Below are 21,966 nucleotides of genomic sequence, written 5' to 3' on the forward strand. Positions count from 1 at the left end.
TCTTTCGGGAACGGGGCCATCGAAATAACAAGGTAATGTTTGGAGTTTGAATTTTTTCTTCCGCTTGTCGTCGCACTTTCTCGGTTCATTTCCAGTATGGATCATTCTTCGGAATGAAGTTCAAAATGTCTTTCTCAACTGCAACAATAAGTTGGAATTCAATGATGTCGGGATAGTTGCGCAGCTCCACTTCCGGCGCATAGATGGAAAATTCTTTTTCGATATCAAGTTTCGGGACGGAGATGACAAATCCAACCGACGACGCGTCGCTGACATCGGATATAGGGTTAGGCCGTTTCAAATCGCGCTTCATTTCGACCACATCGTCGGAATAGTTCAGAAGCCCGCTGGTGATCACTCGCTTGAAGAAATCCGCACAACGGGTGCTGTCCAATGTCGTGATTAGGCGGGGCACGCCGTCCTTATTGATAGAAAACGTTCCATCGCATCGGATCTGCAGATTACTTTTCCTGCCACTGAGACCATTCGCGTAAGCCAGCGTAATCGACCCTCCGCTTTGGGAGAAATCCAGACGCTCCAACCGTTCGTCGCTTTCGGGAGAAATCCACTTCTGGTGATAATGGTTCGATCCGTAGATGCGTTGACGCAACGTCTTGATTTCCTCGTCCCGGCCCACCTGTGAAATTACCTGACTCTCCCCGAAGCTGCGTTGCAAACGGATACACGCGCACATCCAACCGGCAACAAAGCCAAGCAAGGCCACGAATACGATGGACGCAACGCGTTTCATTGTCTCGGGGCGGGCACGCTTTCGACGATGGCTTGCAGGACGTCGTCCACGTCCTGGCCGCTGATCGCGATTTCCGGAGTGAGTTGAACGCGGTGGCGAAGCACCGGGAGAGCCGCGCGTTTGATATCGTCCGGCGTGACAAATCCCCTGCCGTCGAGGGCGGCAAAGGCCTTGCCAATTCTAACGAGACTGATCGCGCCACGGGTGCCCGCACCCAGCGACACGGAACGGGACTCGCGGGTCGCCTGGGCGATCGCCACTGCGTAGCCGACCACTTCCGGGACGACCTGGATCGCGGCCGTCGCTTGCTGGGCGGCGACGATTTCCCAAGGTCCGCAGATCACGGCAACCTCGCGGCCCGCGCCGCCGGGAGTTTCGGCAGAGGCACGGGTGACGATTTCACACTCGGCCTCGCGCTCCGGATAGTCGATGAGCACCTTCATGATGAAACGGTCAAGCTGGGCTTCCGGCAGCGGATAGGTTCCTTCGTGTTCGACCGGGTTCTGCGTGGCGAGGGTCATGAACGGCGGGCTGAGTTTCAGCGTCTCGCCGTCGATGGTGACCTGCTGCTCCTGCATGACCTCCAGCAACGCAGACTGCGTCTTCGCCGGGGCTCGGTTGATTTCGTCCGCTAACAGGAGATTGGTAAAAACCGGCCCTTGGCGGAGCTGGAAGGTCTGGCTCTTCATATCGAACAGTCGAAAACCCGTGACGTCGGACGGCATCAGGTCGGGCGTGAACTGGATGCGTGCCGATGCGCCGCCGAAGGTCTTTGCCAGCGTTGTGACCAAGTGGGTCTTTCCAAGGCCCGGCTTGCCTTCCAGCAGCACGTGTCCACCGGCAAGCAAGGCGGCGATGACCTGATCGATCACGATTTCCTGACCGAGGATGACCTTGCGGATCTGCTCGCGCATCCGCTGGATCAACTCGGCCAAACTGCGGACAGGCGGCATTTCTTGAGAAGGAGGGGCGTAGGGATCGGGATTCATGGTTACGAGTGTTAGTGAAGAACCTGGAGCAGGTGTTGAAGGTCCGCCGTGGTGCGGGTGAGGATGGCTGAATCGGCTGGCGCGGTTTCCGCCAGGGCACGGAAAACCCTTTCGCGTGGCAGGCTGGCGAGATCGGCTAGAAACTGGAAGAAGTCGTCGTCACGATGGCCGGAGCGCTGGCTCATCCGCTGGCCGCGCTCGACGATCTGCGCCCGCAGCGGTCCGAGGAGTGCCGCCGCCCGGTCGAGCCGCCACTGGAAATCCCCCAGCGCTTCGAGATGATGGTCGTAGCCCCTGAGAGTGGAAATCCCATGCGCGGCTTCGAGCGGTCCGAAGCGACTGAAATTTCTCCAAAGCCACAGCAACGTGAGAACAGCGAGTCCGATCAACACCGGCCACAGGTGTTCCGAAAGCAGCGCCCAAAGCGACAGCGCCGAGCCACGGGTGAAGCCGATGTTGCCGTCATATTCGGTTGCGCTGATCAATGCGTCCAACAGCGCCGCGTGATCCTTCTCACCGATCCAACGATTCCGAAACAACCGGCCGTCCGTTAGAACAGTGAGTCGTCCCTCACCTTTTTTCACGGAAGCAAAGACTCCGGCCTCGCCATCGCGAAGGGCGACACTGCTGTCCGACTCGGCGACCACATTGTACGACTTGCCATCGAATTTGATCTCCGAAGCCTTCACATTGTTTCTAGCGATCTCGGGATGCTCCAACTTGATCCCCGCCCCTTCCAACAGTTTTAAAAATGCCGGTTCCGGGTTCGTCACCGGCGGAGGTCCCGACCAGTCGTTTGTCTCGGCGTTCGCATAGTCCACCAGCACCACCAGATGTCCGCCATCCTCGATCCAGGATTCCAGTTGGCGAGTGAAACTTTCGTTGCTCAGGATCGGTGCGGGTACGAACCACACGGCGTCGGCCACGGTCGGTGCGGTCCACGATGCCAGCGAGCGGACGTCGCCATCGTATTGTTCACAAAACCGTTCGGCGGCGAGCCATGGATTCACCCGCGACTTGCCCTTGTAACCAATCTCGCGTTTCACTTCGGTGTAGTCACAAGCAGTTAGAGCCAGTGAAACAACGAGCAGGAAAATCCTTTTCACAGCGCCCTCCCTTCTCCAAACGGCCACTGCTGGCAGAGCGCCTGCACGTCCGCATCGGCCGGGTTAATTCCGGCGTAAGCCAAGCGGATCCACGCTCCGGTGATGCCGCGGAAATAATCCGGATGCGCCGCATTGCCCGCCGAATCAACGCGCCGCATGCAATCGCCTTCCGTGTCCGATTCCTGGATTTCCACCCGTCCGATTTCCATCACCCGTGAAATCGATCCGCGATAGAGCAAACCAAGCGCCTCCTGATGTTTGCCCTGCTGCCACAGCGCCCATGCCGCGGATGGGACGTCGCCGGGAAGCGTGTCCGGCGAGACTTCCATGCCCATGACCACCCGTGCGGATGGCGCTGCTTTCTGGAGTTTTTCGCCCCGCATCCTCATTCCGAAAACATGACGATTTTTCCAAATCGCACGCCCGATGAACGCCAGCAACAACACCACCGCGCTGATCCCGAACACATACATCAGGATCTCCATCAGCTCGCTTGGAAACGAGAAACCGGAAGGTGATTTTGATTTGGGAATCCGGTCCGTCACGGTGTGCACGATGAAATCCTTGTGCGCCTTCACTTGCTGGATCCTGTCCGCAGGGGTGGCAGCTTCCTGACCATGGGCGGATAGGCCGAGGATGAAAAACGACACTAGCAACACGGCGACCTTGCCGAGGCGCTGGGCAAGGCGTCTGAAAGCGAGTTCGACATCCCAGCCTTCGATCCATGTCCGGTTGTTGATGTAGAGGCCGAAACCGGCTCCGGTCGCGAACAGATCAGATAGAGACATCGCCAGCATCATGCAGGCCACCGCGCTGCGAGCTATGAGCAACGGCATTTCCGCCATATTTTGCGAATCCCACGACTCCATCGCCTGCCGCCATGCTCCGTCCTGGCCTTCCGGAATCAACATCCGCAAGGTCGCGAGGATCGCCAGCCCGAACCAGATCACCGCGGCGTGCGACACCAGATAGATCCACATCACCGCGCCTTCGCCGCGGCGGACGACATGCACGCAGCGCTGTTTGTAGGCTTTTCCGCGCAGGCCTTCGAGGTCTTCCACCGCCAGCGTGACAGGCAGCCACGGCGACAACCTCGCCCACAGATATCGATAGAAAAACCGCCTCACCCACGCCTTCGGAATTTCCCGCCAGACCGCGCGCCATGAGGGTTCCTCACCGAACAAACGCCGGCTGATTTCAAACAACACGATCCGCGAGCCCGCTGGTTTCATCCACCAGAAAACGATCAGCAACAAGAACGGATGCCGCCATAACAGCACTGTCGCGATGGCCGTGGGAATGCCCATCGCCAGCCACCACATCGTGAAACAGCGCCAGAAATCACGCCGCACCATCGCGAAGCCGAGATCCACCGCTTCCCAATCACTGCGCGGACGGATCTCCGCGGTCACCGAATCAAGCCGCATGGGCGTGCCTCCTTCCTGCTAGGGAAAAATACGCGATGTGCCCGATCCAGCCAATGATGCCGACCGTGTATTTCCATTCGTAGGGAATCCCCTGCGCCGACCAGAACCCTTCGATGACAGCCGCCATCGTGGTCATCAGCGCGGCTCCGTAGATCAAAGGCATCGCTTGTTTCGACGCTTCCACCAAGGCCCGGACGCGAGGCAGGCGGCCCGGCTGGAGGATTGCCAAACCAAGGCGCATCCCCGCCATTCCTGAAACCACCATACCTAACAACTCAAACGACGAATGCCCCGCGACAAAAGACCAGAACGATGCCGGATTGCACGCGTGGTTCACATAGCCCGCCGAGGCGCCGATGCTCAGGCCGTTGAACAGCAGGAAAAACAAAGTCCCAAGTCCCGCCGCCATGCCGCCGGCAAAGATCCGGAAGTCGATGGCGACGTTGTTGTAGATATAAAAACAGAACATCATGAAATTCGAGCCATACTCGGACCTCAGGTGGCTGAGTTGTTCCTCTTTTCCGCCATACATCTGCTCCATCGACGCCATGCCGTCGGCACCGAGCACGGCTTGGACCCAACGGATGTCATGGTGGGCGGAAAGCATCATCGCGAAGAACGGCAGCCAGAAGACCGCATTGCACAGCCAGAACAAACGCCACTCCTTGCGCACCGCCTGCGGAAATCTAACCGATACGAACGAGATCACGTTTTCCCAACTCCCGCGCCGCGTCCGATAGATCAGCTCATAGCCGCGGATGACCAGGGCATTGAGCCGCTCCGTGATGCGGGTGCCATACATCCGCGACTCGGCCAGCGAGAGGTCGAGGCTTACCTCGCGGAACAACCGCGGCAACTGCTCAGCTTCGGGACTGCGCTTGCCCTTTTCCATCAGCCCGACGAGCCGTTCATATTCAGCCCAGCGCGCTTCGTTCTGATGTTCGAAATCTCCTGCGGTCATCGTCCCCCCCTTTTCTCCTGAATCCAATGCGCCATCGCCATCAGGCGGCTCACTCCGGCCGCGCCGGTCTCGCCGCTCAGGATAGACGCCTGATCCGCGATTTCCGCGCGGCGGCCGTCGGACCACAATCCAGCGCGTTCGCGGAACAAGGCCAGCGCGCGCATTTCGTTAGCTGATAGACCGACCGGCAGCGGCACCGCGACGATCGGTGGCGGCGCGGCGATGACCGGCATGGGTGGAAGGCGATCGTAAATCACCACCGTGCCCGCCGCTAGATCGCCGAGGCGTTGGAAGCGCTGCGTCGCCATGCAACTCGTCACGCCAAACATGTAAGTGAAAACCGGCATGCCATCGATGAAGCGCAGGAAATTCCTCACCACCGCCTGCCCCAGCGTGATCGGCGAGCCCGTCGATTGAACGACCCGCAGGCCCATGATCCGTTTGCCAGGAGTGGCCCCGCGTTTTCCCGCTTCGAAAAACACCGGATAGAGCCAGTCCATGAGAAACCAGATCAGCAGCATCATCCCGCCCGCGACTTGGAATCCAATGCCGATTCCCGCCAGTCCCAGAGTGATTGCGCCGATCGCCATGACGGCCACGCGGATCACCAAATCGATCATGTAGGCACCCGCCCGCAGCATCGGCCCGGCCATCCGCAGGCGGATTTCGATCCCCTCCGCCAGCTCCACCGCTTGCAGGGTGTCGAGTTTTTCCGTTTCGGCCGTCATTCCGCGTTACCAGCGAGACTAACGGCATTCCAAGTCACGTAAAGCGTCGGCGTCGGAAAAACTTCTGACTTCCCGCGAACGGCCTTCTGCGCCAATTTATGCCCCATGAAGTCCTCAGGCAAGTGCCCGAAATGCTCTTCCTCCGACATCATCGCGGATGCGAAAGCGCTCGACCGCAGCCCTTACGAGTCCTCGCAGGAATTCACCCTCGCCACCTTCAGCAATCCGAAGGCCGCTTTTTTCAAAGGCCAGCAAACCACTCCCGTTTCCGCATGGGTGTGCGGCGACTGCGGTTTTGTCGAGCTTTACGCCGACTACGCCATCAACCTGAAACAAAAATAAATCCCTCCACTCCCATGAAACCCCTCATCCTCACCCTCGCCGCCAGTCTGATCTCCCTTTCCGCCGCTCATGCAGCTTGCGATCTCAAGGTCACGAACGCCTACACCGTCAAGTCCAACGGCACCGCCTACAATCCGAAATATGGCGAGACCTACTACCTCAAGGTCGTGTGGGAGGTCACCGGCACTCCCAAAACCTCCTACTCCATTCTCTTTCAAGTGGCGGGCCAGAAATACAAATGGACCGGCGTCAGCACGGGAGCCGGTGCTGGATACAGCGGGATCGCCTCCTTTAATTTGGAGTTGGATGGAGAAATCCCCTTCAGCGTCACCCTCGATCCCGACCATCTCTCCGGCGATACGAAAACGGCCAACAACGTCTTCAAAGGCACTTTCACTCCCACTCCGCCCGCGACCGCTCTGGAATATTTCAACCCGGTCGTCCACACCGGCTCGGAAACCTGCACCGTGCCATGGAACCTCGGCGGCTCCGTCACCGATGGCTACACCATCATGGGCAAGCCCGTCACCGATAGCTTCCAAGTGGTGAAATCCGCAACCGGTCCGACATTCAGCAGCGCCGTCATCACCACCCCCACCGGCGATCCCATCTGGCAGACCCCCCGTATCAACTACACCCCGGCCGTCGACAACCAGCACTGGATCGACACGACGAACTTCAAGGTCAGCGTCTCCAGCGTCCGCACCCGCATCTCCAATCTGAAGGCCGTGACCTGGGCCAAGGAAGCGCAGGTTCCCGCGAAAATCCTGCCCTACCTCCAGCCCAATGATTTGGTCCAATCCACCGATCCCGCCATCGCCGCGTATGTGAAGACCGTTCTCCCGGCGAACTACAAGACCACCCTCACGCCCTACGACGCCGCCAAAAAACTCTACATGGCCATCGTCAAACGCACCGTTTATGAAACGCCCGCCATCCAGGATGCCCTTACCACCCTCAGCCTGAAAAAGGGCGATTGCGGCAGCGACACCAATCTCTGCTCCGCCTGCTTCCGCAGCATCGGCATTCCCTCCCGCTCCAACAGCGGCTTCTGGGTCGGCACCGACCAATGGCACGTCAACGGTGAATTTTATCTCCAGGGCATCGGTTGGATCCCCTTCGACCCATCCGAAAGCCGCACCTTCGACCCCTCCGGGAAATATCCCTACTTCTTCGGCAGCGATGCCTCGCTCAACCAGTTCGTCGCCGTCAGCCGCGGCGAAGATCATCGCGTCGACGGGGACCACACAACCACCGCGCAAGTCGGCTGGCTCGTCTTTTCAGGCAACGCCGCCAACGGCACCTACGGCACCACCTCCACGCTGAAATAGGTCGAGCCGCTGTGCCGCACGCTAACGAACCGATAGGCTCTTCGTTCGTAGTTCAGCCCTTTAGGGCGTCTTCCTCTTCCGCCGAATAAAGACGCCCTAAAGGGCTGGACTACAAACGAAGAAGTCAGTCGTCCCAGCCTTTTCCGTAGTCGAGGACTGGAAAGTTTTTCCAGATGGTGACGGCTTGATCCCGGCCGACTTCCCGCAGGTAGTCAGAGGCACTGGAATAGGGCCAATCCTCCCATTTTGAAACGAATCCGTGTTTCACTGGATTCTGATGGATGTAGTTCAACGTCGACCAAAAATGACCATCTCCCCGCATGGCCCGGTCCGAGACTCCGTGCCAAACCTTGCGCCCGCGCGAATTTTCCTCCGTGTTCCATTGAAACGACGTGCTGCCGTGCAGTCTGGCCAATGAGGAGACCAGCGACTTCAGATCCGAGGTTCTCACCAGAAGATGATAGTGATTGGGCAGAACGCACCAGGCTGCTGGGGATTCGCTTTCCGGGTGCGCGTCGGGAACGTCCAACAGCCTGCCGCAGAAGTCCTCCATCCGCGCCGGCGAACGGCCGATCCAGTCCCGATGTTCGTAACACGCGCCGGTCAGGTGATAGAAAACATTTCCCTGGTCGAAATGCGGAGGCCGCCGCCATGGCCGGTGGTGATGCTGCGGGTAGGCGAGAATTTCCTTCCGTCCGGATTCCGACAAATTCCGCCAGAGATAGGCCATGGCAGATTTGATAGAAATCATCCGCTCCGGGGGCAACCTTGTTTTCCAGAAATTTGTTCGTAGTCCAGCCCTTTAGGGCGTCTTCCTCTTCAGCCGAATGAAGACGCCCTAAAGGGCTGGACTACGAACGAAGAAATCCTCCCGCAGGGACCAGTCCGCCCCCCTCCCTGCCAAACCCTGCCGCCCGCGCGAATTTCCCTCCGACGGACAACCGGTTTTCATCAGCGGAGGGATATTTTCCTTCAACGCTATCGCGATATTCTTCGCCGGAGCCCCGTTTCCGTCAACGGACACCGGAAAACCTTCAACATTCACTTCGAATTCTTCGACGCAACCCGGCATTTCAACAACGGACCCGCATTTTCCTTCAACGCAAACGGCCGATTCATTGCAGATACCGAGCAATTCATTGTTTTCGCCATAGAATTCTTCAACAGAGCCTCAGCTTCCCTCTGCAAGGGTCATTTTCCCCGAAAATCCCGCCAAATCCAGATGACTAACCACCAAGGCGAAATCTCACCAAAAATCCGTCTCCCACCGACTGCAACTCAACCTCTCCCTTTCGTGACTCTTCGTGCCTTTCGTGGTTCTTCTTTCCCCTCTATCACCCGTTCCCAACAAAAATGCGCATCTTGCACGATAATCCGTGCCATCCGCCGAACAATCGGATAGTTGCTGGCTAGTCCTAACAAACCGACCACCATGCCCGACACCGCTCCTATCACTCCCACCCCCGCCGCCGCTCCCCAAACCCGCGGTTATTTCAACAAGGCCCAGCTCGAAGACCTCGATCTCGCGGAAACCGTTCTCGCCGCCGCCCGCGCCAATGCCGCCGATCTCATCGACTGGGACATCACCAGCGCCTATGCCGATGGCTTCGACGGCGTCATCACCGAGACCCGCAAGCGCGCCATCGAGTCCGGCCAGAATGCAGAAGACTCCAAGACCGCCACCGGCCTAACCGGCGAAGCCGCGTCCCACCTCCACACCGCGCTCCAATCCATCCAAAGCGCCGCCAAACAAAAACACAAGATGCTCGCCGAGGATGGCGACCCGGCCACCAACTTCCCCACCGATGGCTATCTCATCGGCAGCCGCCTCAATGGCAGCCGCGCCATCCTCCTCCAGAGTGCCGAAACCCTCATCGCCCGCGCGACCGACGACAACTTGCCAGGCTTCAAAACTCCGGAAAAGATCGACGCCGTCTCCACCCTCCTCACCGCCTACCGCGGAAAATCCAGCGACCAGCAGGAAACCACCCGCGACAAGGAAATCGCCCGCCTCGACCGCGACGATCTCATCCACGTCCTCAACACCCGCCGCTCTGCCATTCAACACGCCGCCGACTCCCGCTGGCCCTGGTCCAACGAAGCCAACAGACCGATCCGCAAGACCTTCGGGTTGCCGCTGACGAGGCCGCTGGGGATGTGATTACAACAGTTTCCTCCTCGACTTTTTCAGTTACACCCGGAACGAATTCTAAAAACCTCCATATTGCGAGTTACATAAAAATCCCAATGATTACAATTAAGCGATACGCCTTGCATGTCATTCCGATCGACGGATCTCCCCCTACCGCCGAACCCATCAACATCAAAGGTGCAGTTGATGACTATGTAACACAGCTGCTGCTTTACCTTTCAAACGAGTCAAGCACTCGGAATTTCGGGTTTCCACATGACCGCTCGCCGGAGTCACGAACAAAAATGCTGGAAATGCTAAATGATCAGCAATTTGACAGTGCAACGGCAGTTCTCGCGACTCGACTAAATGAAATGCAGCAGAAGGCCAAAATAGGAATAATTACAGTCACGAGCGGGGACCTTCTTAGCGTGGTATTAGAAATATCTGGAGAAACGTATATTTTATTGGCAAAACTTGAACAACTAAATTTTTTGAGCAGGCAATCATGGCAGAAGGATGCCGGATTTCCTTTTGATAAAAATCGATTGCTCAAGACCTGCTTGTGCAAGCTCACATTAACTGATCAAGAATGGGAGTTCACTGAAATTTCTATTTATGACAACAATTCATCTTTATCAACTTTTTGGTGGAGCGATTTTTTAGAACTTGTAGAACTTACAAATGACAGTTCGAACAGCCAGCGGGCCTACGCCGCGTGGAAGCGAATGCTAGAACAGCGAGTAAAGCATGTTTCCGAGTCCGACTATCATATCTTGCGCAACGCTTTGGGATTTCATTTTAAAAACACTAAAAGTTACGTTCACAAAGACCTGGTAGACACATTACTTGGATCATATTCCGCGAGCAGTCCAAACCTCGATATTGATAAACTCAAAAAAGCAGCGCAAGACTTGCCGAAGCAATCATCACTTGGAAAAAAGTTCGATGAAAGATTCGAACTTGATCCAAAAGCATGCAACATTCGACTCACTCCCATACGATTGACTCCCGAGATTGATTTAGTGCTTAAGCAACCAATTGAAGATTTATCATCAGTAATAATACCAAAAGTTTTTAATAATAAAAAGGGAGTGTTTATCGTATCTTCTGAAGGATACGACAGACTAACTCCTTGAGCAACGATGAATCCATTAACTGACATTCTCGATTTTTTCGTTTCAAAAGCAGAAGTAAAAGAACAGAAAGAAACTTTCTGGGAATATTCAATCTTTGCCATCGGCCTTCCAGCACCATTGGAAAAGCTGAAGGCAGGCGAACTTTCGGCAAGCGCCCTTCCGGGCGACGATTGGACGATAACAATTATGATTGAAGGGCAAGACGCCCCCCATTCATTGAGCAGAAGTCGCATCCAGGATATTGATCGATTCATCGATGATCTACGCTTGGGCTGGATCGAAGCCGATTCGATCGAAATCAGAATAAACATAAAGAGAAATAAAAATTCTCAAATATTTAATCTGATCGATCCATCTTTAGTAAGTGACTGGATTTGGAAATTAAACATACCTGAATCCTTAGCGGCATTCTCGGATCTAATTGAAAACCAAGATCGAATTTGGTTCTGCCATGGATCATTTAAAAAGTCCACGGGCAGCGAAACGTTTAATTTCTCGATTACTTCTGAGAACCTCACTCCTGCTCGATCAAAAGCATCTCGCGACGAATATGCTTTTTCGCGTCGAGAACAAATAACATCAGATTGGGGAGATACTCGATTATTCCCAGAAGATTTCAAGTGGAATGGCGAAGAATCTTTTTTGAAAATTAGGGGTGCGTTCGCCCGACTTGAAAATTTTCTTTCTATACTATCTGTGGTCGATTCCACCCTGCAGCAAAAAAACCAAGATGGATTTCATTTACAAGTAAAGGGTCATCGATTGCGGGAGCAGGATATTGCCTGGCGAGACGTTCCAGCGAAACCGAGCAATGCAATACGAGGAGTATATTATTGGTGCTATTCCACGGGCGGATCAGGGCCACTGCCAGATAGGCTTGGCATGGCAAGAAATTTCATTTCCCTGCATTGGGAAGACGGAATATTCAATCTCGATTGTCGTGTCGTAGCAGCGGTTCGTTCAGGATACGAACTTTATTTGAAGCGCAATCTTAAGGACTATGTTGATCTCCGTTCCAAAGTAACCGGATTTATTCTAGAAATCGACGGAAAGGCCTCGAAGTCTGTGGAGTCCGCTACAGGCAACATGGAGAAAAACTTCTATGGTCTAGCTACATTCGTCACATCTATACTTTTGATTAAAGTAATGACGAGCAATTCTTATAATGGCGCATTCTCTCAACCAGTTGCAAATCTTGGCTATGCTTTAATTGCAATTTCGTTCTTACACGCCATCTATGCTTACTTTTCTGTTTGGGGCGAGATGGAGCGCTCGTGCACTCTGTATGATGATCTTCGTTCCCAATATTCCGCTTTTTTTTCGCCGGCAGATTTTGACTCAATATTCGGGGCTGGAGGAAAATCTCCCATGATAAAGACAAGGTCTTATGTAAAAGACAGACTTTTCTGGTTAATGCTTGTCTGGATAGCGACGCTAATACTGAGCGGTGTCGTGATTTTCATAGAAACTGGACCACAGACCGCTTCGCAAACTAAGCAAGGCTCTCCGGTCCCTCAGGGGGTACCGTCCATTTAGCACAGACCCATGCACCCCAGAATCCGTGAGATCATCAACACGTCGAACTTCTACCATGCGTCAGTGATAGAAGCCGGTTCCCTGCTGCCCGAGGACGATGCGGAGTTGGACGGATGGATCGGCAAGGCGGTGGAGGAACATGATATCGGCGGTTTCACCTATCTGGTGCTGCCCGCGATCCATCTGGGGAGGAAGGTGGCTTCCCGGCACATCGAGGGAGGACTGCAATTGATGCCTACTCCGATGTTCTGCAGTTGCATCATCTGGAATCTGGATGGAGAGGATGTCCCGGAACGGGTGATGGCGGGGTTGAGCCGGGGTGGTGTCCTGCAACAGACACAGGCCCATGCCTATTTCTCGATCTGGCAATGGTGCGTGGAGCGGAGGGATGGAGTGCTGCCAGAGGGTTTTGTGAAGTCCATGCGGACTTTCTGCCGGTTCAAGGGGCTTCCTGAAGATGTCGAGAGTCTGCTGACTCTGACCGCCAAGGGCATCAGGGACGAGCAGACCTTGTCCAGCCTGGGCACGTCACTGGAGGAGCTGGGCTCGGAATCAACGACAACCGCCGGTGTGAATCTCAGAAACCTTCTGATGAGAATAGCCAAGGGTTCCATCCTCGACCGGATCCCTGCCGAACCTGTCCTGAATCATACGGGATTCACGATGCGGCGGTCCGTCGAGCGGATCGGCCGCAACGACGCGTGCCCGTGCGGCAGCGGGAAGAAATACAAGCGGTGCTGTTTCGAAAGCGACCGGCAGCGGCTCAGCCAATCGAGCGATGTGGCCGGGAAGACCCAGGCGGAAGTGCGGATGGCTCCGGAACAGGGCCTTACCATGGCCCGGCTGGAGAAGATCCATCCGCACGAAATGGCCCGGATCGATCCGCTGGAACTGGATGAGGATTTGGTGGAATTCTATCTGCTCAAGCTGGCAGCTCTGGGGATGTTCGAGGAAGTGGCCACCGCCATTGAAAAACTGGGATGGTCCGACGGGATTGCCAACGCATGGATGGGGGTGATCCGGGTGGCGGCGCTTGCGGGCCGCAAGGACATCGCGGAGCGGCTGGTGGAAGTGAGGGGTGAGTTCACTCCCGGGATGGAGCTGTTATACCCCAACACCCGGCTGCTGCTGGTGAAGGACGATCCGGCGAAAACCCTGAACCTGCTGGAAGAGCTGGCGATGGATGTCCTGCGCAGCAAGAATGATCAGAACGAACTGGCGAACGTGACATTTGGTTTCCTTCAATCCACCGTGCCGGCAGTGGGAATCCTGGTGGCGCGCGGAATGATCCCCGTGTTGGACCCGAGAACGTCGCTTGCCCTGCTCGACACGATTCTCGCCACCCGCATCCAACTGGAGCTGCCGGACGACGAACCCTACAGCGAAATCATGGAAGTGATCCTCGCCACGAGAAGCGCCGCCAGCGGCAAAAAGCACGCCGAGGCCCTCCGCGCCGCGAACCAGAAGCTGGAAGCCAAGGCGGGCGAGGTGCGGAAGATGAAGCAGTCGATCGATGAACTGAAACACGAGATCGAACGCCGGGAAAAACACGCCGTTTCGCCCGCGGAAAAGAACAAGGAGGTGGCTGCCGCGGACGAACACTCCCTCCAAGAACTCCGGACCAAGGTGAAATTCCTCAAGGGCTCCCTCAAGGAGCGTCATGAGGAGCGCGCGGTCCTCCGCCGTGATCTGGAAATAACGCTCACCGATCTGGAAACCCTCCGCGAGAAACAGGCCCTAACCGAACCGCGCGGAGAACCGGCGGGCACCGTGGATCCCGAGGACTCGCTGGTCCTGCCCGGGGACGTGGATGGGAACCAGCCGATGAGGCTGATCGAGTTTCCGAAGAAATTCAGGGAAACGCTCGATGGATTTCCCAAGCAGGTCGGCAAGGGCGCGATGATCCTTCTCGGCCGTCTGGCAGCAGGTGAATCGTCCGCATTTACCGGGGTGGTGCGGCTGAAGGCGAGTCCGGACACGCTGCGCGCCCGCATCGGCATCGACCATCGCCTGTTATTCCGGCTGCTGCCTGATAGCGTTCAGGTGGTGGACCTGATCAACCGCAGGGACCTGGAGCGGCGGATCAAGCAATTGGGATGAGATCCCACACGCAAAACAAAGAGTGTTCGTCTTCGCTGGCGCTGGACGAACACAAGAGGCGGAATGAATTCCAATGCCTTTAAGGACTGGATAGAATTTCGGCTTCATTCCATATCCCGGTCGGGATTTCAGAGGGTAGCCCGGGGTCGAGAAGCGAAAGCGACGACCACCCCGGGTGCCGGTTACCCATGAATTTGCACCCTGAAAGGAGTGCCAGAAACGTCGGATGCGCCACGGATCGTCACGCTTTCTGCGACCCGCTGCCGGGGTCGAATCCTTCTATCTACAAGTATCCCCGGGTTTTCGTCGCTGATGCTCCTCGACCCGGGGCTAAAATCTGCGATCCCTTTTGGGATCAAGAAAAGACGGTATCCTAACGAATCCTTAAAAGCATTGGAATGAATTCCGCGGTCCGTTAAGAATTCTTCACCAGCGACGCGGCGTAGAATCCATCATATCCGGTGGCTGCTGGAGATACCGGCTTTTCTTCCAACAGGGTGAAGCCGCCTTTTTCCAACAGCTTGTCGATGGCGGCGCGGTTTTCGGATGGGAGGATGGAACACGTGGCATAAACGAGGCGGCCGCCGGGCTTGAGCATGACGGTGTATTTTTCCAACAGCTCGGACTGGATGCCGCGGAGGCGGTCGAGTTGGGCGGGCTTGAGACGCCACTTGAGATCGGGCTGGCGCTTCAAGGTGCCGAGGCCGGAGCACGGGGCGTCGATGAGCAGGCGGTCGCCGACTTCCGCGAATTCGGTGGCGGTGGTGGCTTTGATTTCCTTGGCCTTGATGCACTTGTTGGCGTTGGCGCGTTTGGCGCGGCGCTCGAGTTCGACGAGTTTTTTCGAATCGATGTCCATGCCGAAGACGCGGCCGTCGCCTTTCATGAGGGCGGCGAGATGGAGGGATTTGCCGCCTGCTCCGGAGCAGGCGTCGATGATGCGTTCGCCGGGTTGCGGATCGACGAGCGGGGCGATCATTTGCGATCCGGCGTCCTGGATTTCCACGCGGCCGTCGAGGCGGAGGGTTTTCGGCAGGGATTTGCCGGGGGCGAGGACGAGGGCATCCGGCAGGCCGGGGACTTCGGTGGCGGTGATGTTGAAACTGGCGAGCCAGGCGATGGCTTCGGGTCGGGTGGTGCGGAGGGTGTTGACGCGGAGGAAAACGGACGCGCGCTGGTTGAGGGCGGCGAGTTCGGCGTCCCATGCATCGCCGAGTTCGGCGGCACCAAGGGCGTCGAGCCAATCGGGGATGGATTCGCGGACGGCGCGGGGTTGGTCGGCGAGTTCGGCTTCGCGGGCTTTCATTTCCTCGGCGGTTTTGCCGTTGTAGGCCCACCACTCGGGGATTTCGTAGCCCATGCGGACCCACTGGGCGGCGCAGAGGGCGGTGGTTTCCTCGCTATCGACGAGGAAACTCAGCGCACGCCGCCAGCGGGCGACTTCGAAAACGGTCTCGGCAATGAAACTGCGGTCGCGCTTGCCCCATTTCGGGTTTTCCTCGAAGGCGGTGGCGAGTTCGTGATCGAGGACCTTGTGCTCGCGGAAGACGGCTTTGGCGATAGTGGAGGCGGCCTCGGCGAGGATGCGGTGCATTTTCATGGAGGCGGAAGCTGTCCTAAAGCGGACCGCGTGGCAAACTTGGTTTGTGGAAAAGAGGTGGAGGCACCGCGAATCATGCGAATCGAGCGAATCTTTTTCAGAGAGAGGCGTTGCAAAAATGTCCTTTGCTCTCGCAGCGAATCCCGGTCTTGCCCCGCCGCGAGGGAATGGTGATTCTTCCGCCATGAGCCAAGACGTTGTTTCCCTCCTCCAGCAATTGGTCCGAATCCCCTCGGTGAACCCGGACAACGCGCCGGGCACCGAGCAGATCGGCGAGGAAACGATCGCGGTATTTCTATCAGGCTGGCTGGAATCCATCGGCGCGGAAGTCTTGCTGGAGGAAATCAAACCGGGCCGGCCGAATCTCATCGCCCGTTTCGCGCCGCTCGATGGCAGACCGCGCATTTTGTTAGGACCGCACCTCGACACCGTCGGCGTCGGCGGGATGATCGTCGAGCCGTTCGGCGGCGGGATCAGCGACGGAAAAATCTGGGGACGCGGATCCTCCGACACGAAAGGCCCGATGGCCGCGATGCTGTGGGCGCTGCACGAACATCGGGAGATCCTAGCAGATCTGCCGGTCGCTGTCGATTTCGTCGCCTTCATGGGCGAGGAGTCCGGCCAGTGGGGATCGAAGGATTTCGTGAAACGGCATGGCAAGGATTACATCTTCGCACTGGTCGGCGAACCGACGTCGATGCAAGTCGTCCACGTCACGAAGGGCTCACTCTGGGCCACGCTGCGGGCGACAGGAAAAGCCGCCCACAGCTCACAGCCGGAGCGCGGAGAAAACGCCATTTTGAAACTCACGCGCTCGCTCGACCAACTCGATCACCACCTCGGCGGACAGCTCGCCACTTTCATTCATCCAGTGCTCGGTCGCTCGACGATGAACGTCGGCATGATCCGCGGCGGAGCCCGACCGAACATCGTGCCCGACCTCGCCGAAGCGGAAATCGACATCCGCATCACCCCTGCCCTCTCGGCGGCGGGCGGGGCGTTGAAGTTGCTGAAGGAAACCATCGAGTTCCACGACCTACCGGTCGAAATCGTCAATCCCGACGAAAAACCGCCGATGGAAACGGCCCCCGATCATCCCATGATCCAAGCGCTGCTCGCCACAGATGCCGGCACCGGACTCGCCGGAGCGCCGTGGTTTTCCGATGCAGCGCATCTCTCGAACGGGGGAATTCCCAGCATCTGCATTGGTCCCGGCTCGATCGACCAAGCGCACACGATCGACGAGTTCATCGAAATTTCCGCCTTGGAGCAAGGAGCAGCGTTCTTCTTCGCGTTCATTTCCGGCCTGCAACACACGTGAATCCGCAGGTTGCACACCGGGAAATGCCGTTTACGATCCGCCATGCCTTTCGCCTGTAAAAACGGCCGCTGCGAGACTCCCTGCTGGATGCGGAAGGTCCTGCTGGCGGCCGGGATCTATCACCTGACGTTCGCCGTGTGGGCGATCGTCTGGCCGTGCGTCTGGTTCGACTGGATCGGCATGGAACATCCGAACCACCCGCTGATGTGGCAAGGCGTCGGACTGGTCATGGGAGTTTTCGGCATCGGCCTGATCATCGCCGCGAAGAATCCGATTCAGCATTGGATGATCGTCCTGACCGGTTTGGTGAAATTTACCCTCGGCATCATCGGCTTCGGCAGCGCGCTGTTTCATCACGAAATCCAGCTCCGTTCCGTCTGGATCATGACCGCCGACGATCTCATCTGGTGGTTTCCTTTCGCCGCCATCCTGTGGGCCAGCCTCCGCGCCCACACCGGCGTGCCGCCGACGCGCTCGGAACCCTACAGCATCGAGGAAGCAGCTAACAGCTACTACCTTTCCAACGGAAAAACCCTTGCGGAGGCATCGGAGGGCAAACTGCTAGCGATGGTATTCCTCCGCCACTTCGGCTGCACCTTCACCCGCCAGATCCTGCGGGGGCTGGAAGGCATCCAGAAAGAGGCGGATGCCCACGGCGCGGAACTAGTCCTCGTCCACATGCTGCAAAACGGCAAGGAAACCGAATTCCTCGGCGAGCGCAGCGGCGTCGCCCGTATCGCCGATCCGCGCTGCGAACTCTATCGGGCGTTCGGTCTTGGCAAGGGCGGCTTCCTAGAACTCTTCGGGCCGCACGTCTGGTGGCGTGGCGCGGTTTCCATTTTCAAAGGCTGCGGAGTCGGCCACCTCGCCGGCGACGGGCTGCAAATGCCGGGAGCCTTCCTTTTCCGCGACGGAAAAATCATTTCCTCGCAGCGCGCCCATTCGGCGTCCGACCTGCCGCATCTTCCGGAGCTTTTCCAAGCGTTGCCCTCGCCGACAAGTCGTGACACGGTGTCCGCATGACATCGCTGCAAGGCAAAACCCTGCTCGTCACCGGCGCGTCCAGCGGCATCGGCCAGGCATTGTGTGATTTGTTAGTCGAACGCGGGGCCAACGTCCTCGGCGTCACCCGCAGGCCGTCGCTCCTGTCGGAGAATGTTTCGCCAATCGTCGCCGACCTGACCCAGCGCGAACAGGTTTCCGCGATTTTCCAAGGGCTGGGAAAAATCGACGGATTGGTGAACTGCGCCGGCGTCGCCTACCTCTCGCGCCTCATCGACGGCAACCCCGCCGACTGGGAGGAAATGTGGCGCGTCAACGTGATGGCGCTCTCCCTTTGCTGCCAGCTCTCGCTGAAACACTTCCCTGTTAGCGGCGGACGCATCGTCAACGTTTCTTCCATGAGCGGTCACCGCGTGCCGCCAACCGGCGGATTCTATGCACCGACGAAGTTCGCGGTTAGAGCGATCACCGACGCGTTGCGGGCGGAGTTGAAATCCGTGAGATCGCCGATCCAAGTCGCCTGCGTTTCCCCCGGCTTCGTCGATACACCGCTGCTCGACCAATATTTCCGCGGCCGCGAGGAATCGCTGACCCAAACCAAGGCTGCAATGAAGATGCTGGATGCCTCCGACGTGGCGTGGGCCATTCTAACGATCCTCGAAGCGCCCGCTCATGTGGAAGTCGGCGACATCCTGATGCGCAGCTCGGAGCAGCAGATGTGAACATGGGATTTCCGGATTACATCGTCCGCGTGCTCGCGGTCAGCACTGCGTGCCTGCTGGTTTCCTGCATCGATGGTCATGAGGAAGTCTGGCTGAACGCCGACGGCAGCGGTCGCGCGGACGTCACCTACGATCTCCCCGCCGCTGCGGCGAGATTCCAAGGCGGCGAGGACGGGGTGAGAAAAATGCTCGGCGATTTCCTGCTCCACACTCCGGGGATCAAGAATTCCACCTGCGAAGTCACCACCCGCGACGGACGGTTGACGATCCATGTCCAGGGCTCTTTCGACTCCGCTCTGGATCTGAAGGAAATTTCCAAGGGCGAATCCTTGGAAAAACTCCCCTCCTCCGCCACCGGACTAACGGGAGAAACCCACGTCAGCATGAAAGGCCGCACGGTGGATTTTTCACGCACCATCGACGCTGGCTCCGCCTTGCCGGGATCCTCGTTCATGCCCGCCTCGCAATTCGCGGGCCGCACCTTGAGCTACATCGTCCATCTGCCAGTGGCGGCCATGGAATCCAACGCCACCCGCATCGAGGATGAAGGGCGCACTTTGGTTTGGAATTTCCCTCTGGCACAGGCGATCAAAGGCCCGGTCATCACCCGATTCAAAGCCAAGGCTCCAATTCCGACGTGGATGTTAGCCTCCGCCGGAGCCGCCACATTTCTCGCCGGTTCTCTCGCACTGGTCGTCGTCGGTAAACTACGGAGGCGCAAACAACTGGACCGCGGATGAAGATGATATCTCGGATGAGAATGTAAGAAGGCAGATTTCCTATCCCTGTCTTCATCTGCGGTTAAAAAATCTTCAAACCCAAGTCCACTTTGCGGCCTAGACACCCGCCCGGATCCCGCTTTAATGCAGGTAGCAGCAAAGCTGTTTCCGCCCCATCCACCATGTCCGCCGCATTCAAAGATTACTACGAAACCCTCGGTGTGGCGCGCGATGCGAGCAGCGCCGACATCAAGAAAGCCTTCCGCAAATTGGCGCGGGTCCATCATCCCGACGTCGCCAAAGACAAGAAAACCGCCGAGGCTAAATTCAAGGAGATCAATGAAGCCAACGAGGTTTTGAGCGATCCTGAAAAGCGGAAAAAATACGATCAACTCGGCGCACACTGGCAAGATCCGCACCATGGCCAACAGGAGCGCTATCAGGGAGCGCCGCAGGATTCCGGACAGGAGTTCAACTTCGGCGGGACCGGCTTCAGCGATTTCTTCGAGCAATACTTCAGCGGTGGCAGTCGCTACGGATTCCCCGAAGGTGCGCGCGGTCCCTCCCCCACCGCCCGCGAGCGCCGCGGCAGCGATGTCGAGGGCGACATCCTCGTCACCCTGGAAGAAGTGATGGAAGGAGCAGTTAGACCGATCTCCCTGCAAATGACCAACGCGCGCACGGGCAAGGTCGAGACCCATTCGTTCCAAGTCCGCATCCCCGCCGGCGTTACCGAGGGCAAGCGCATCCGCGTTCCAGGCCAGGGCGAACCCGGCAGTGGCGGTGCCGAAGCGGGCGATCTCTATCTGCGAGTGCGCCACGCCGCACATCCGGATTTCCACACCGAGGGCCACGATCTTTACTACGACCTCGATCTCGCGCCTTGGGAAGCGGTGCTCGGTGCCGAACTCACCGTTCCCACGCTCGACAGTCCCATCAAGCTCCGCGTCCCGGCGAATAGCGAGAACGGCCAGCAGCTTCGCGTCCGCAGCCGCGGCCTGCCGAAAGGAAAAGCCGGCGGGCGCGGCGACTATTACGCCACCCTCAACATCCACTTGCCGCCTAACACCAATGCCGAGGAACGCTCCCTTTGGGAAAAACTCCGGGACGTTTCCAAGTTCAACCCTCGCACCACTCCATCCGCATGAATCCGCAGTCCGACAACGACCTGCCGCTCTACGAGCCCGAGGAGCAAACGACCTACACCCTCGATATCGTCGCGCAACTCACCGGAGTTTCCTCGCAAACGATCCTCCACTATCAGGAGCAAGGCCTTATTCGGAAAACCGACCTCGACGATGAAACCGTCCACACCCTCCGTCGCATCGAACACCTGCGCCAGACGTGCGAGGCCAATCTATCCGGCCTCAAGCTCATCCTCGATCTGATGGACGAAGTGGACCGCTTGAAATCCGCGCTCCGCGTGCGGAGATAAGGAGGGGCGGACATCAACAGGATTTTCCCGTCTTTCGCCACGAACGTGTGGGGGATGCCCTGCACACCCGCAGCCGCGAGCCAATCCTTCTCAAACGGCAAACCGGTCCCCGCGAAGGCGACCGGATACGACATCGCCACATAAAGGATTTTCATCCCTCCGATATCGCCCGGCCACCCAACATGCGGGCGAAATGAATTTCGCGGTCCAACAAAAACGCCGCCCGGAACGAGTCCGGACGGCGTGTGATGTTTTGGGTATCGCTTGTCAGGATCAGGCGACCTTGGAAGCGTGTTTCGCTTCGAGGGCTTTCTTGGCCTGGGCAACGATGGCGGAGAACGCGGCGGCGTCGGTGATCGCGAGATCCGACAGGATCTTGCGGTCAGCTTCGATACCGGCAGCTTTCAGACCTTCGATGAAGCGCGAATAGGTCAGGTCCTCGTTGCGGCATGCGGCGTTGATACGCTGCGTCCACAGACGGCGGAATTGGCCTTTACGACGCTTCCGGTCGCGATATTCATACGTCATCGCCTTACGGACAGCGTCCTTGGCGTAACGGAAGAGTTTCGAGCGGAAACCGCGGAAACCCTTGGCACGGAGCAGCGTCCGCTTGCGGCGGGCGCGGC

At 57.7% G+C, this 21,966-nt stretch carries 21 protein-coding genes; 12 read left to right on the top strand and 9 right to left on the bottom strand.

Features of this window, described 5'->3' with window-relative positions; translation table 11 throughout:
• Nucleotides 1-85: 85 nt before the first annotated feature.
• Genes ABIQ96_RS23885 through ABIQ96_RS23910 form a run of 6 tightly spaced genes read right to left on the bottom strand, consistent with a single transcriptional unit; the run spans nt 86 to nt 5,962 of the window.
• Nucleotides 86-751 (bottom strand): hypothetical protein, encoded by a 666-nt coding sequence (locus tag ABIQ96_RS23885; protein ID WP_348217170.1) that lies wholly within the window; start codon nt 749-751, stop codon nt 86-88.
• Nucleotides 748-1,740: a MoxR family ATPase gene (locus ABIQ96_RS23890; RefSeq protein WP_348217171.1), complete on the bottom strand. Its 993-nt coding sequence runs from the start codon at nt 1,738-1,740 to the stop codon at nt 748-750. Before ABIQ96_RS23890 ends, ABIQ96_RS23885 begins: the two co-directional genes overlap by 4 nt.
• Before the next feature lie 11 nt (nt 1,741-1,751).
• Nucleotides 1,752-2,846, bottom strand: coding sequence for a DUF4350 domain-containing protein (locus tag ABIQ96_RS23895; RefSeq protein ID WP_348217172.1), 1,095 nt, complete (start codon nt 2,844-2,846; stop codon nt 1,752-1,754).
• Nucleotides 2,843-4,273, bottom strand: coding sequence for a DUF4129 domain-containing protein (locus tag ABIQ96_RS23900; protein ID WP_348217173.1), 1,431 nt, complete (start codon nt 4,271-4,273; stop codon nt 2,843-2,845). Before ABIQ96_RS23900 ends, ABIQ96_RS23895 begins: the two co-directional genes overlap by 4 nt.
• A complete protein-coding gene (locus ABIQ96_RS23905; protein ID WP_348217174.1) occupies nt 4,263-5,234 on the bottom strand; it encodes a stage II sporulation protein M in 972 nt (323 codons plus the stop codon). The genes ABIQ96_RS23900 and ABIQ96_RS23905 overlap by 11 nt, the downstream gene beginning before the upstream one ends.
• Complete coding sequence (locus tag ABIQ96_RS23910; RefSeq protein ID WP_348217175.1) at nt 5,231-5,962, bottom strand: RDD family protein; 732 nt, start codon at nt 5,960-5,962, stop codon at nt 5,231-5,233. The genes ABIQ96_RS23905 and ABIQ96_RS23910 overlap by 4 nt, the downstream gene beginning before the upstream one ends.
• Before the next feature lie 105 nt (nt 5,963-6,067).
• Between ABIQ96_RS23910 and ABIQ96_RS23915 the strand changes: the two genes are divergently transcribed.
• Together ABIQ96_RS23915 and ABIQ96_RS23920 are read left to right on the top strand one after the other, a co-directional pair.
• Nucleotides 6,068-6,304: a hypothetical protein gene (locus tag ABIQ96_RS23915; RefSeq protein ID WP_348217176.1), complete on the top strand. Its 237-nt coding sequence runs from the start codon at nt 6,068-6,070 to the stop codon at nt 6,302-6,304.
• Nucleotides 6,305-6,318: 14 nt separating this feature from the next.
• Nucleotides 6,319-7,635 (top strand): transglutaminase-like domain-containing protein, encoded by a 1,317-nt coding sequence (locus ABIQ96_RS23920; protein ID WP_348217177.1) that lies wholly within the window; start codon nt 6,319-6,321, stop codon nt 7,633-7,635.
• A gap of 124 nt (nt 7,636-7,759) precedes the next feature.
• Here the strand turns inward: ABIQ96_RS23920 and ABIQ96_RS23925 are convergent, their stop codons facing one another.
• Nucleotides 7,760-8,365 (bottom strand): hypothetical protein, encoded by a 606-nt coding sequence (locus tag ABIQ96_RS23925; protein WP_348217178.1) that lies wholly within the window; start codon nt 8,363-8,365, stop codon nt 7,760-7,762.
• Nucleotides 8,366-9,067: 702 nt separating this feature from the next.
• On the opposite strand from ABIQ96_RS23925, the gene ABIQ96_RS23930 reads away from it, so the two are divergent.
• The 4 genes from ABIQ96_RS23930 to ABIQ96_RS23945 all read left to right on the top strand — a co-directional run bounded on the left by ABIQ96_RS23930 (nt 9,068) and on the right by ABIQ96_RS23945 (nt 14,541).
• A complete protein-coding gene (locus ABIQ96_RS23930) occupies nt 9,068-9,796 on the top strand; it encodes a hypothetical protein (protein WP_348217179.1) in 729 nt (242 codons plus the stop codon).
• An 86-nt stretch (nt 9,797-9,882) separates the two neighbouring features.
• Complete coding sequence (locus ABIQ96_RS23935; RefSeq protein WP_348217180.1) at nt 9,883-10,905, top strand: hypothetical protein; 1,023 nt, start codon at nt 9,883-9,885, stop codon at nt 10,903-10,905.
• A gap of 6 nt (nt 10,906-10,911) precedes the next feature.
• The gene (locus tag ABIQ96_RS23940) at nt 10,912-12,441 is read left to right on the top strand and encodes a hypothetical protein (RefSeq protein WP_348217181.1); all 1,530 of its coding nucleotides are present in this window, start codon (nt 10,912-10,914) and stop codon (nt 12,439-12,441) included.
• Between the two features lie 9 nt (nt 12,442-12,450).
• Nucleotides 12,451-14,541 (top strand): SEC-C metal-binding domain-containing protein, encoded by a 2,091-nt coding sequence (locus tag ABIQ96_RS23945; protein WP_348217182.1) that lies wholly within the window; start codon nt 12,451-12,453, stop codon nt 14,539-14,541.
• A gap of 415 nt (nt 14,542-14,956) precedes the next feature.
• On the opposite strand, the gene ABIQ96_RS23950 is transcribed toward ABIQ96_RS23945, so the two are convergent.
• On the bottom strand, nt 14,957-16,141 hold the full coding sequence (locus ABIQ96_RS23950) for an RNA methyltransferase (RefSeq protein WP_348217183.1): 1,185 nt from the start codon (nt 16,139-16,141) through the stop codon (nt 14,957-14,959).
• 184 nt (nt 16,142-16,325) lie between these two features.
• On the opposite strand from ABIQ96_RS23950, the gene ABIQ96_RS23955 reads away from it, so the two are divergent.
• The 6 genes from ABIQ96_RS23955 to ABIQ96_RS23980 all read left to right on the top strand — a co-directional run bounded on the left by ABIQ96_RS23955 (nt 16,326) and on the right by ABIQ96_RS23980 (nt 21,340).
• A complete protein-coding gene (locus ABIQ96_RS23955; RefSeq protein ID WP_348217184.1) occupies nt 16,326-17,462 on the top strand; it encodes a M20 family metallopeptidase in 1,137 nt (378 codons plus the stop codon).
• 42 nt (nt 17,463-17,504) lie between these two features.
• Complete coding sequence (locus ABIQ96_RS23960; protein ID WP_348217185.1) at nt 17,505-18,485, top strand: AhpC/TSA family protein; 981 nt, start codon at nt 17,505-17,507, stop codon at nt 18,483-18,485.
• The gene (locus ABIQ96_RS23965) at nt 18,482-19,186 is read left to right on the top strand and encodes an SDR family NAD(P)-dependent oxidoreductase (RefSeq protein ID WP_348217186.1); all 705 of its coding nucleotides are present in this window, start codon (nt 18,482-18,484) and stop codon (nt 19,184-19,186) included. The genes ABIQ96_RS23960 and ABIQ96_RS23965 overlap by 4 nt, the downstream gene beginning before the upstream one ends.
• A gap of 2 nt (nt 19,187-19,188) precedes the next feature.
• Nucleotides 19,189-19,926: a hypothetical protein gene (locus ABIQ96_RS23970; RefSeq protein WP_348217187.1), complete on the top strand. Its 738-nt coding sequence runs from the start codon at nt 19,189-19,191 to the stop codon at nt 19,924-19,926.
• Nucleotides 19,927-20,087: 161 nt separating this feature from the next.
• Complete coding sequence (locus ABIQ96_RS23975) at nt 20,088-21,053, top strand: J domain-containing protein (protein WP_348217188.1); 966 nt, start codon at nt 20,088-20,090, stop codon at nt 21,051-21,053.
• On the top strand, nt 21,050-21,340 hold the full coding sequence (locus tag ABIQ96_RS23980) for a chaperone modulator CbpM (RefSeq protein ID WP_348217189.1): 291 nt from the start codon (nt 21,050-21,052) through the stop codon (nt 21,338-21,340). Before ABIQ96_RS23975 ends, ABIQ96_RS23980 begins: the two co-directional genes overlap by 4 nt.
• A 273-nt stretch (nt 21,341-21,613) precedes the next feature.
• Here the strand turns inward: ABIQ96_RS23980 and rplT are convergent.
• Nucleotides 21,614-21,966, bottom strand: a 353-nt coding sequence (gene rplT / locus ABIQ96_RS23985) for a 50S ribosomal protein L20 (protein WP_348217190.1), incomplete at its 5' end; no start/stop codon positions are given.

This window comes from Luteolibacter sp. (assembly GCF_039920825.1).
Taxonomy (GTDB): Bacteria; Verrucomicrobiota; Verrucomicrobiia; order Verrucomicrobiales; family Akkermansiaceae; genus Luteolibacter.